This is a genomic window from Nocardia sp. NPDC058497 (genome assembly GCF_042720195.1).
Classification (GTDB): Bacteria; Actinomycetota; Actinomycetes; order Mycobacteriales; family Mycobacteriaceae; genus Nocardia.
In genome coordinates this window covers 1-1,510 of sequence record NZ_JBHXMY010000933.1, presented here as the reverse complement: position 1 = coordinate 1,510, position 1,510 = coordinate 1, and the positions used below count along the sequence as shown (strand labels likewise).

The window sequence follows — 1,510 nt, the reverse complement described above, 5'->3', positions numbered from 1 at the left end:
TCCGGCCTGACGCCGGAGAACATGGGCCACGGCCCGGTCGAGGCGGTCAAGAAGGCCCTCGCGCTGGCGGGCAAGTCGGTCTCCGACATCGACCTGTTCGAGATCAACGAGGCCTTCGCCGTGCAGGTGCTCGGCTCGGCACGTGAGCTGAAGATCGACGAGGACAAACTCAATGTCTCCGGTGGCGCGATCGCGCTGGGCCACCCGTTCGGCATGACCGGTGCCCGCATCACCACCACCCTGCTGAACAACCTGCAGACCTACGACAAGCAGTTCGGCGTCGAGACCATGTGCGTCGGCGGCGGCCAGGGCATGGCTCTCGTCATCGAACGCTTGAGCTGATCCGCGGCCCCGCGACTTCTGGTCAGACTCGGGTGCCGGGGGCATTCGACGCGGCCAGAGGTCCGGGGCGAGTCAGGTGCTGAGAAGGCTGGGCGAAGCTCGTCCGCTATCACGATCGGTTCGTTGTATTTCCGCCGCTCAGATCTGGGGTCTGGCATGACCATCCCCATTTCCGATCATCGCTGGTCACAGGCTGTAACGACCAGAGGATTCCTCGGATAATCGGTTGGCTCGCACAGGCTTCCCCATGAGTGCGCCGCGTATCGATAGATTGACAGGAGGATCGGGGGTGGACAGGATGGCAGCTGCGGCCACCATGGCGAAATGTTCAGACGGGCGGGGGTTCGATGCTGATTCCAGCGACAAGACTGATATTCGGGCCGGTGTCCAGCGGCTACTGTGAGGTGCGGTGATGGCGACCAGCGGTTGGTTCAATCACTACGACGACCCTGACGAGTTCTGGGACGAGGAGCCGCTCGTCAGAGGGCAGTCCACACACACCGGCGCGACTCCGGGGCGAGCGCCTGACACTGGCTGGGGCGACGAGCCCCAGAACGTAAACCATCCTGCGGCTAGTCCGGCTATAGCGGACTGGACATCGCAAGTAGCTCCGCCGAGACCCAGCGTTCCCCCGGTCAATTCTGTTGCGCCACATCAGGGATCCGCTATTCACCAACGCGATGCTTCTGAGAGTCAGTCGAATTCGGCGGCAGCTCCGGTCAGTACTGGGTTGGACGGACTCGTCGGCAATCTGAATCAGCTACAGCGCGAGCTGGAAGCTGAGGCGGCTGAGTATACGTGGATCGATCAGGTCAGTCGGAGGATGGAACGGCCAGGCCGTGATCCGAGCGGTGCGGTGCGCACTTCACTGGACGAGGATAACTTTCCCCTCCGGGTCACCGTTTCACAAGACTGGCAGTCACGTATATCTGGCGGACGACTCGATATCGCTATTATGGAGGCAGTTGGCGTCGCATTCGCAGATGGTTGGCGAAGTGCAACCGACGAGGTGCGGCGTGCCATGGAACGCGGCGAGCAACCACCCCGTCCGACGCTGATTTCTCCTCCCGAATCAGTGGACAACCGTCCGCTGGATGAAATTGTCGAAGACATTCTGGCTATGTCTACGACAGATTCTTCAACGCCGGCTGCTGCTGCAGTAGATGAT

Annotated in this window: 1 protein-coding gene and 1 pseudogene; both read left to right on the top strand. The window is 61.6% G+C overall.

Translation table 11 applies throughout. The annotated features are described in order from the left end of the window. Window positions 1-342 (top strand): annotated as a pseudogene (locus tag ACFWPJ_RS32600) (acetyl-CoA C-acyltransferase); the annotation flags it as partial. A 730-nt stretch (window positions 343-1,072) separates the two neighbouring features. Continuing rightward, a partial coding sequence (locus ACFWPJ_RS32595) for a hypothetical protein (RefSeq protein ID WP_378857335.1) occupies window positions 1,073-1,510 on the top strand: 438 nt, incomplete at its 3' end.